We start from the raw sequence: 8992 nt of genomic DNA on the forward strand, positions 1-8992 counted from the left end.
ACGCCTCCTTCAGCTGCGTCTCCAGGTCGGCCATGTCGCGGTTGGCGTAGCGGAAGCGCTTGGCCTTGGACAGGCGGATGCCGTCGATGATGGAGACGGGCGCGGCGTCACCCGCCATCGGCCCGGTCGTCCGGTACCCCTTCACCTGCTTGCCCGCGGGCCGTCCGTGCTCCACCCAGTCGGTCCGCACCCAGTACAGGGCGCCGTCCCGGTGCTCACGCTGCCCGATCCTGACGGCCTTGATCCAGAGCCCGGCCCCCGCGCCCGCGAGCACCATCCCGCCGGCCCCGGGCAGCAGGAACGCGCTCGCCACCGCTACGAGGAACGCCCCGAGCAGCCACCACCGGTTCCCACGTCGCCAGTTGCGTACGGTCACGGCCCGGTCCTGGAGAAAGTCGGACCGCCCGGCGCGGGTGGCGCCCCTGGCCAGTTCCGCGTACCGCCGGGCGCGTACGAGCGCCACCACGGCGGCAGTGATCAGGAACAGCGCCGCTCCGGCCAGCAGCCCGATCCGGCGTCCGGTGATCCCGGGCACCAGTGCGCCGATCGCCGCGGCGAGCAGCCCCGGCCACCACAGCGGTGCGGCCCCGGCCCGTACGACCACGGCCACCCTCGCCAACGACTGCGCTCCGCGCCCCACGTCCGTACCCCTCTCCGCGACTCCTTCTGACCCTTCTGGGCCCGGAGGTTAATAGCCGCAAATGAGCGCTGTCTGAGAATCGTCGAGGTCGGTGGGCCGCCCTCGGTACATGATCCCCATCAGGCCGTCGCCGCCACCCGTCACTCGACGAACAGCCCCCGCGCCACCGCTCGCGCGTCGAACTCCTCCAACCGCGCCTGCGCATCGGGCAGGTCGTCGCACATCGCCTCCAGCAGCACCCGGCCCAGCAGCATGGGCGCACACGCCGTGTCGAAGGCGAGCCCGGTGCCGACGGCGGCCGGGATCAGCAGATCACTGCATTTGGCGACGGGCGCGAAAGCGGAATCCGCGACCGCCACCACGGTCAGCCCCTGCTCCTGCGCATACGCGAGGGCGTCCACGACCTCCTTCGGATGCCGGGGCAGCGCAAAGCAGATCAGCGCTGTGGCGCCCGCCCTCCGCGCGGCGTCGATGCGGTCGTGCAGCATGCTGCCGCCCTCGTCGAGCACCCGGACATCGGGATGGACCTTGGCCGCGAAGTACCCGAACCCGCGCGCCTGGGAGGAGGCGGCGCGCAGCCCGAGCACCGGCAGCGGCCGCGAGGCCGCCAGCAGCCTGCCCGCCCGCTCGACGGGTCCGGGGTCGGCGAGCAGCTCGGCCAGATGCCGCAGATTCTCGATCTCGCCCAGGACGGCCTGCTGGTACTCGTTGTACTCGTCGTCCCCGCGCCCCGGCACGGGCTCGGCGGGGGCGACCTCCCGCAGGTGTTTGCGGAGCGCCGGATAGCCGTCGAACCCGAGCGCCACGGCGAACCGGGTGACGGACGGCTGGCTGACTCCGGCGAGCTCGGCCAGCTCCACACTCGACAGGAACGGCACGTCCCCGGCCCTGCGCACCATCGAATGCGCGATGCGCCGCTGGGTGGGTGTGAGCCGACGCCCCTCGAAGAGCCGCTGCAACCGCGCGGCCGGGCTGCTCCCGCTCATGCTGTCCCCTCGGTAGATCCGTCGCACCACGGTCCGGCGCCGACAAATCCATTCAGCCAGCAAGGCGCCTGCATGTCCATATGCAGACGGGGCGCCGGCCCGGCCCGGCGAGGGCTCCGGCCGGGCAGACCTGCTCCTCACCACATGAGGACCCAGGCGCCGCCCCGTGTTCAGGGAGTGCGCCGGCCGTCCAGGACCTCGGTGACCGAGACCCAGGAGTTCCAGCGCTGGAGGAAGACCCGCATCGTGCGGTCGCCCTTCACGGTGCCGGACCAGGAAAGGGGCCCGTCCGCCGGGCTCGACGAGCTCTGCGACGTCGGCCGCAGGCCGCATGCCGTCAGTTCGTCCTGCACCTTCCTCAGCTGCTCCCCGGCCGTGGCCGTGTCGTCGAATTCGACGATGCGCTGCTGGGCCAGGGCGCCGCTACTGCCCTTGTACTGCTGGCTGTAGCAGATCTGATCCGGTGTGTCCGCCGTGACGAGCGAACCCGGGCAGGCACCGGCCAGACCCACTTGCGGCAGTAGCCCGTCCTGCGCAGGAGCATCCGCCTGCGACCCGTCGCCCTCCGTCCAGTGCCACTGGTCGTACAAGGGCACCTCGCCCGCACGCCATGTTTGGATCAAGCCGTCCTTGCGGAACGGATTGTCCGGCGCGGTGGCGACCGTGTCGTGCCTGCGCTGCTGGTCCGCTCCGGTCGGCAGCACGGCCCAGGCCCCGATGGCCATCAGCACGGCGCTGCACACCACCGCCGTCGTGGTCCTTCGACGCGTACGCCGCGTTGCCTTCGCCCGGATCTCCGCGGCGGCAGGCAGCCGCACCGCGACGCCGTCCAGCAGCTCCTCGACCTCAGCCATGGTGAACGCCCTCCACTCGCCCGGCGGTGACAATGGTTTCAGCGAGCCGCTCGCCGAGGATCTTGCGGGCCCGGTGGAGCCGGGTCCGTACCGCGCCGTTCGACACTCCCGCCTCACGCGCCACCTCTTCCACCGGCAGATCCAGCAGATGGTGCAGGACCACGGCCTGACGCTGCTCGGCGCTCAGTTCTCCGAGTGCCCCGACCAGCGCCACCCGGTCCACCGAGAGGCCGGGCACTTCCGGGGGCGGCCCGTGCCGGAAGTGCGCCCGTACCCGGTTGCGCGTCCTTCGCCAGGTACTGATCGCCAGCCGTACGGCCACCGTCCTCACCCAGGGCAGCGGATCCCCCTCACGCGCCAGGCGGTCCCAGCGCTGCCACGCCCGCACATATGCCTCCTGCACCGCGTCCTCCGCCTCCGCCAGATCGCCGGTCACCGCATAGACCGTGGCAACCAGGCGTTTGGCCGTCGCCGTGTAGAACGCGTCGAAATCCTCGGACCCCGTCGCCATCGTCCCCGTCCGTTCATCGCGCAAGAAACGCTCTTGCCATGAACACGCCTCAGCAGTCCCGGATGTTACGGACGACTTTCGGCCGGAGTGGCACGGCGTGAAAGAGGGGGGTAGCCCCACTGCCCGGGGCGCTCCCGATTCGTACCTCTCGCTCAGCTCGCCAACTGAAGCGCTCAGTCACAGACCGACACGTCCGGGGCTCGCTCGCGTATCCGCGGGGGGTCGGATGTTCATGCACGCGATGCCATGGTGTGACTGAGCGCGCTACTTGGCCAGCCTGGCCAAGTAGCGCGCTCAGGGTTCCGCGCCGCGCACATCGCTCGCAGGGAGCGGACTTCAGAGCGGTGTTAGGTCGGCCAGCCCAGGGGATCGGACTTGCTTGAGCACATGGAGTTCCGACTTCTGCGAGGTCGCGTCGACGAGGTATCCCCGTCCGACTGGTCCGGATGACGACGCTTCTGGAAGGGGAGGCGGTCCGCGCACGTCGCCTACCGCACGGCGACGTAATCCCCGGTCGACGACTTCGCCCCGGAGGTGGAGTTCCCGTAGTACGTCCACCGCCATGTCCCCGGCGCGGTGGCCTTCACCGTGGTCTTGAGCGCCCCCGTTTTGCTCGACGTCGCTTTCTTGACCGTCGTGTACGAGGAGGCGCCCGCCGCCTTGAACTGCAGGCTGGCCGTTTGGCCCGCGTACCCCTGGTACGTGTGGGTGTCCCAGTTCGCCCGTGTGACCCGCCCGGTCACGGTGATCGTCTTCCCTTTCGCGACCGGCTCCGGCGAGGCGTTGACAGTGACGCGTGTGGCCCGCTTGACCTGCAACGGGAGGTCCTTGTCGTCAGTGTCGTGGGCGTCGCCGGCGAGAAAGACCCGAGCAGCAGTTCGCCAGGTGCCGGCGTCCTCGTTCCCGAAGTCATGGTTCTGCGGGTCGATGTACAGCCATTCCTCGAAGTCGCAGATTCCTTTCGCCCTGTCCACGACCTTGCAGTCGCTGGTGATGATGGAGCTGTGCAGGGTGTCCGCAGAGTCGGGCTTCCCCCGGTAGGGGAACACCGTCGGCCCGGAGTCGTATCTGAGTTTGGTCGTCATCCGGAAGACCGCATGCACCTCGACCTCCTCCTTGACCCCGATCACGATCGGCTTCCCGCCGTTCACCGAGACCCGGGAGAAGGAGACCCCGCCCTCCGCCGCCCCAGCCGGCACCGCCGCCACCCCTGTGAACACGACCGCCGCTCCACCGGCCACCACCGCTTTCCACATCGTCTTCCCCATCTTCGAGCTCGCCCTTTCCCCTGCAGCCTGGACCGAACGCGTAGGCGCACCGGCCGGAGGTTCATCCTCGCGGCTGACTGTGGGACAGGAGAGGGCTGTACGCGGTTGTACGCGGTGCGGCAACGATTTGATCACCACGGCATCGCCGGTCCGGTTCCCGGGAAGGGGCCCCGATGGTTGAGCGCCAGAGTGGCCAACGCGCTCAGTGGCCAACTATCCCGCTCAGTCACACGCACGGCCCGCGCACATGACCGTCGCACGGCCCGCGCACATGCCTGTCACACGGTCCGCGCACACGTGTGTCGCGCATGGATGTGTCGCAGTCCCCCATGGATGTATAGCGGGGACCGCCGCACCCCCGGATTCCCAGGGGGCGGGACGACGGCGGTCCCCGCGAGGGACACGGTCCGGGTCAGGGCCGGTCACCGCGTCCTGGCGACGGTGGAGGTCCGGGAGCCGCTCCGTAGTCCCTGTCGCCGTATCGGGTGTCGGCGGGTTCCCCTGCCGACACCCATCAATGTTGCCGGACTTGTGTTAAGCCGGTGCTGCGCGTACGTGTCGCGCTCGTACCGTTTCCGCGAAGCCCGGCCTCCCGGACCGCTACGGCTTGCCGGCCGCCGCGTCCTTGGCGAGGAACGCCAGCAGGTCCTGCCTGCTGACCACGCCCTTCGGCTTGCCCTCCACCAGCACGATCGCCGCGTCCGCCGCGTTCGTGCCGCCGAGCACCGCCATCAGGTCCTCGACCGGTTCGCCGGAGCCGACCTGCGGCAGCGGCGACGACATGTGCTTCTCCAGCGGGTCGGAGAGCGAGGCGCGCTGCGCGAACAGCGCGTTCAGCAGCTCCCGCTCCACCACCGAACCGATGACCTCGGCGGCCATCACGTCCGGGTGGCCCGCACCCGGCTTCACGATCGGCATCTGCGAGACGCCGTACTCGCGCAGGACCTCGATCGCCTCGCCGACGGTCTCCTCGGGGTGCATGTGGACGAGCGTCGGGATCGGGCCGTCCTTGTGGTCGAGTACGTCCCCGACGCGTGCGGACGGGCCGGTGCCCTCCAGGAAGCCGTAGTCAGCCATCCACTCATCGTTGAAAATTTTGCTGAGGTATCCGCGACCGCTGTCGGGCAGCAGGACGACGACCACGTCGTCCGGGCCCAGCCGCTTCGCGACCTCCAGGGCCGCGACGACCGCCATGCCGCAGGAGCCGCCGACCAGCAGGCCCTCCTCCTTGGCGAGGCGACGGGTCATCTGGAAGGAGTCCTTGTCGGACACGGCGACGATCTCGTCCGTGACCGTCCGGTCGTACGCGCTCGGCCAGAAGTCCTCGCCGACGCCCTCGACGAGGTACGGGCGCCCGGAGCCGCCGGAGTAGACCGAGCCCTCCGGGTCCGCGCCGACGACCTTGACCGAGCCCCCGCTGATCTCCTTCAGATAGCGGCCGGTGCCGCTGATCGTGCCGCCCGTGCCGACGCCCGCGACGAAGTGGGTGATCTTCCCGTCCGTCTGCTCCCACAGCTCGGGACCGGTGGTCTCGTAGTGCGAGCGCGGGTTGTTCGGGTTGGAGTACTGGTCGGGCTTCCAGGCTCCTGGTGTCTCGCGGACCAGCCGGTCGGAGACGTTGTAGTACGAGTCGGGGTGCTCGGGGTCAACGGCCGTCGGGCAGACGACGACCTCGGCACCGTAGGCGCGCAGCACATTGATCTTGTCCGTGGACACCTTGTCCGGGCAGACGAAGATGCATTTGTATCCCTTCTGCTGGGCGACGATCGCCAGGCCGACGCCCGTGTTGCCGCTGGTCGGCTCGACGATCGTGCCGCCGGGCTGCAGCTCGCCACTCTGTTCGGCGGCCTCGATCATGCGCAGGGCGATGCGGTCCTTGACCGAACCGCCGGGATTGAAGTATTCGACCTTGGCCAGGACCGTCGCCTGGATTCCGGCCGTCACACTGTGCAGCCTCACCAGCGGGGTATTGCCTACGAGACTGATCATCGAATCGTGGAATTGCACCGTGTACTCCGGGGTCTCCGAGATGGTGCGGCAAGCGTATGCGTACGGGCACGGGATTGGGCGAAACGATTGAGCGACGGTCGCTGCGGGGCAGTTAGCTGTATGTACGGCGGTACGGCAACGAGGAGGTGGACCGGACTGTGTCGAGGGCGAGGGTGGCACGGCGGATCGCAGCGGGCGCGGCCTACGGCGGCGGCAGCATCGGGCTGCTCAGCGCGGCGGCGGTAGGCGTACTGCTGGCGGAGGTCCAGCTGGCGAAGCGGCAGGTGGGCGGCGGTATCGCACCGGTTCCGCCGAGCGCGGACGGGCGGTACGGGGTGGCGTTCACCGGCCCCGCGGAACCGTTGCGGCTGGGGTTGCTGGGTGATTCGACGGCGGCCGGGCAGGGGGTGCGCCGGGCCGGGCAGACACCGGGGGCGCTGCTCGCATCGGGGCTCTCGGCGGTGTCGGAGCGGCCGGTGGATCTGCGCAATGTGGCGCAGCCGGGCGCTCGGTCGGACGACCTGGAGCGGCAGGTCTCGCTGCTGCTCGCCGACACGTCCCGTACGCCGGACGTCTGCGTGATCATGATCGGGGCGAACGATGTGACGCACCGGATGCCCGCCACCCAGTCGGTGCGCTGCCTGACCACCGCTGTGCGCAGGCTGCGTACGGCGGGTGCGGAGGTGGTGGTCGGCACGTGCCCGGATCTCGGCACCATCGAGCCGGTGTACCAGCCGCTGCGCTGGCTGGCCCGGCGGGTGAGCCGGCAGCTGGCGGCGGCCCAGACGATCGGTTCGGTGGAGCAGGGCGGGCGCACGGTGTCGCTCGGCGACCTGCTGGGGCCGGAGTTCGAGGCGAATCCGCGGGAGCTGTTCGGTCCGGACAACTACCACCCGTCGGCGGAGGGGTACGCCACGGCGGCGATGGCGCTCCTGCCCACGCTCTGTGCGGTGCTGGGGCTGTGGCCGGAGTCCGACCGTCTGGACGGGGCCCGGCGCGAGGACATGCTGCCGGTGGCCGAGGCGGCCTCCCAGGCGGCCAGGGAGGCCGGTACGGAGGTCACGGGGGCGCGGGCGCCCTGGGCCCTCCTCAAGCACCGCAGGCGGCGGCGTCTGCCCCCGGCCACGGAGCCCCACCCACACCCGGAGACGCATGGGGAGGCGCCCCCGGAGACGCTCGGGGAGCCACAGGGGGACGCGCACGAGGAGGCACACCACGAGGAGGCACCCAAGGAGCCGTATGGAGAGTCGCACGGGGAGTCGCACAACCTGCCCGCCAATTGATGACTGAGCGGTCGCTTAGAAAAGAGGTCGGCGTCACATGCGCTGCCCGGTGACCCAGCACCTACGTACAGGTAACTTCCAAGTCAGCACCTGCCAGAACCCGCCTTCCAGCCCTCATGGAGCCGCGTGATGCCCGAAGCCGTGATCGTCTCTGCTGCCCGTTCTCCCATCGGCCGGGCCTTCAAGGGTTCGCTGAAGGACCTGCGCGCGGACGACCTGACCGCCACGATCATCCAGACCGCGCTGGCCAAGGTGCCCGAGCTGGACCCGAAGGACATCGACGACCTGATGCTCGGCTGCGGCCTCCCCGGCGGCGAGCAGGGCAACAACCTGGGCCGCATCATCGCCGTACGGATGGGGATGGACCACCTTCCGGGCTGTACGGTAACCCGCTACTGCTCGTCCTCCCTCCAGACGAGTCGGATGGCGCTGCACGCCATCAAGGCCGGCGAGGGCGACGTCTTCATCTCGGCCGGTGTCGAGATGGTGTCCCGCTTCGTGAAGGGCAACTCCGACAGCCTGCCGGACACGCACAACCCGCTGTTCGCCGACGCCGAGGCCCGCACCGCGGCCCGCGCCGAGCAGGGCGGTGAGGACTGGCACGACCCGCGCGAGGACGGCCTGGTCCCGGACGCTTACATCGCAATGGGGCAGACCGCGGAGAACCTGGCCCGGCTCAAGGGCGTCACCCGCAAGGACATGGACGAGTTCGGCGTCCGCTCGCAGAACCTCGCCGAGGAAGCCATCAAGAACGGCTTCTGGGAGCGCGAGATCACCTCGGTCACCACCCCGGACGGCACGGTCGTCTCGAAGGACGACGGCCCGCGCGCGGGCGTCACCCTGGAGGGCGTGCAGGGCCTGAAGCCGGTCTTCCGCCCCGACGGCCTGGTCACCGCGGGCAACTGCTGCCCGCTCAATGACGGCGCCGCCGCGCTCGTGATCATGTCCGATGCCAAGGCTCGCGAGCTGGGCCTGACCCCGCTGGCCCGGATCGTCTCGACCGGTGTCTCCGGCCTCTCCCCCGAGATCATGGGATACGGACCGGTGGAGGCCAGCAAGCAGGCGCTGAAGCGTGCCGGGCTGACCATCGACGACATCGACCTGGCCGAGATCAACGAGGCGTTCGCCGCCCAGGTGATTCCCTCCTACCGCGACCTCGGCCTGCCGCTGGAGAAGGTCAACGTCAACGGTGGCGCCATCGCCGTCGGCCACCCCTTCGGCATGACCGGCGCCCGGATCACCGGCACGCTGATCAACAGCCTGCAGTTCCACGACAAGCAGTTCGGTCTGGAGACCATGTGCGTGGGCGGCGGCCAGGGCATGGCGATGGTGATCGAGCGGCTGAGCTGAGCTGCAGCGGAGGGCAGGGGTCGCCTGAGGTACGAAGGCGGCACCTGCCCGCAGCGGAAGCGAAGCGAACGCGACCACAAGTACGAGCGCCTGAGCTGAGCTGCAGCGGAG

6 protein-coding genes and 2 pseudogenes are annotated in these 8992 nt (G+C 69.9%); 2 read left to right on the forward strand and 6 right to left on the reverse strand.

What is annotated here, in order from left to right; translation table 11 throughout:
* Nucleotides 1-97: 97 nt before the first annotated feature.
* From ABTZ94_RS33985 to ABTZ94_RS34010, 6 genes and pseudogenes are all read right to left on the reverse strand, one after another.
* Nucleotides 98-610: pseudogene (locus ABTZ94_RS33985) on the reverse strand (hypothetical protein); the annotation flags it as partial.
* Nucleotides 611-780: 170 nt separating this feature from the next.
* Nucleotides 781-1626, reverse strand: a complete 846-nt coding sequence (locus tag ABTZ94_RS33990) for a MurR/RpiR family transcriptional regulator (RefSeq protein WP_351206733.1) — start codon at nucleotides 1624-1626, stop codon at nucleotides 781-783.
* Nucleotides 1627-1796: 170 nt separating this feature from the next.
* Nucleotides 1797-2480 carry a hypothetical protein gene (locus tag ABTZ94_RS33995; RefSeq protein ID WP_351206735.1) on the reverse strand — a complete coding sequence of 228 codons (684 nt, stop codon included), beginning with the start codon at nucleotides 2478-2480 and terminating at the stop codon, nucleotides 1797-1799.
* On the reverse strand, nucleotides 2473-2991 hold the full coding sequence (locus tag ABTZ94_RS34000) for a SigE family RNA polymerase sigma factor (protein WP_351206737.1): 519 nt from the start codon (nucleotides 2989-2991) through the stop codon (nucleotides 2473-2475). The genes ABTZ94_RS33995 and ABTZ94_RS34000 overlap by 8 nt, the downstream gene beginning before the upstream one ends.
* Before the next feature lie 488 nt (nucleotides 2992-3479).
* Nucleotides 3480-4259 carry a hypothetical protein gene (locus ABTZ94_RS34005; RefSeq protein WP_351206739.1) on the reverse strand — a complete coding sequence of 260 codons (780 nt, stop codon included), beginning with the start codon at nucleotides 4257-4259 and terminating at the stop codon, nucleotides 3480-3482.
* A gap of 600 nt (nucleotides 4260-4859) precedes the next feature.
* Nucleotides 4860-6266 carry a cystathionine beta-synthase gene (locus ABTZ94_RS34010; protein ID WP_351206741.1) on the reverse strand — a complete coding sequence of 469 codons (1407 nt, stop codon included), beginning with the start codon at nucleotides 6264-6266 and terminating at the stop codon, nucleotides 4860-4862.
* Between the two features lie 155 nt (nucleotides 6267-6421).
* Here ABTZ94_RS34010 and ABTZ94_RS34015 point away from each other — a divergent pair.
* Nucleotides 6422-7411 (forward strand): annotated as a pseudogene (locus ABTZ94_RS34015) (SGNH/GDSL hydrolase family protein); the annotation flags it as partial.
* 249 nt (nucleotides 7412-7660) lie between these two features.
* A complete protein-coding gene (locus tag ABTZ94_RS34020) occupies nucleotides 7661-8881 on the forward strand; it encodes an acetyl-CoA C-acetyltransferase (RefSeq protein ID WP_351206743.1) in 1221 nt (406 codons plus the stop codon).
* The last annotated feature ends 111 nt before the right edge of the window (nucleotides 8882-8992 follow it).

The organism is Streptomyces sp. NPDC002785 (genome assembly GCF_040295565.1).
Classification (GTDB): Bacteria; Actinomycetota; Actinomycetes; order Streptomycetales; family Streptomycetaceae; genus Streptomyces.